Raw genomic sequence first — 244 nt, 5'->3', positions numbered from 1 at the left:
CACTTACGTACTGCTCTAATTTGGCTGCACGGGTACGTTCGTTATTCATTGGTACGCCGTCTACGCTATGGTGGCCATTAAACAACCTGTTAAGGTTTTCTTCTACAAAACGCAAACCAATATTAATTGATTGCGGATTACCAAAAATAAATAAAGCGCGCTGCTTTAAGAGCAGCTCACCGGCGATTATTTGTTTAATTAATTCGTCGCATATTTCGATTGGTGCGGTTTCGTTTCCGTGCAC

General features: G+C 41.8%; 1 protein-coding gene. It reads right to left on the bottom strand.

Annotated features, from left to right (window positions below):
- The coding region (locus AAEY88_RS15090) for a succinylglutamate desuccinylase/aspartoacylase family protein (RefSeq protein WP_350563700.1) at nucleotides 1-244 on the bottom strand (244 nt) is incomplete at both ends.

Origin of the sequence: Psychrobacter sp. CAL346-MNA-CIBAN-0220, from assembly GCF_040309805.1 — a bacterium.
Taxonomy (GTDB): domain Bacteria; phylum Pseudomonadota; class Gammaproteobacteria; order Pseudomonadales; family Moraxellaceae; genus Psychrobacter.
Note: the sequence above shows the minus strand (reverse complement) of the source record. Positions and strands in the feature narration are given on the sequence as shown.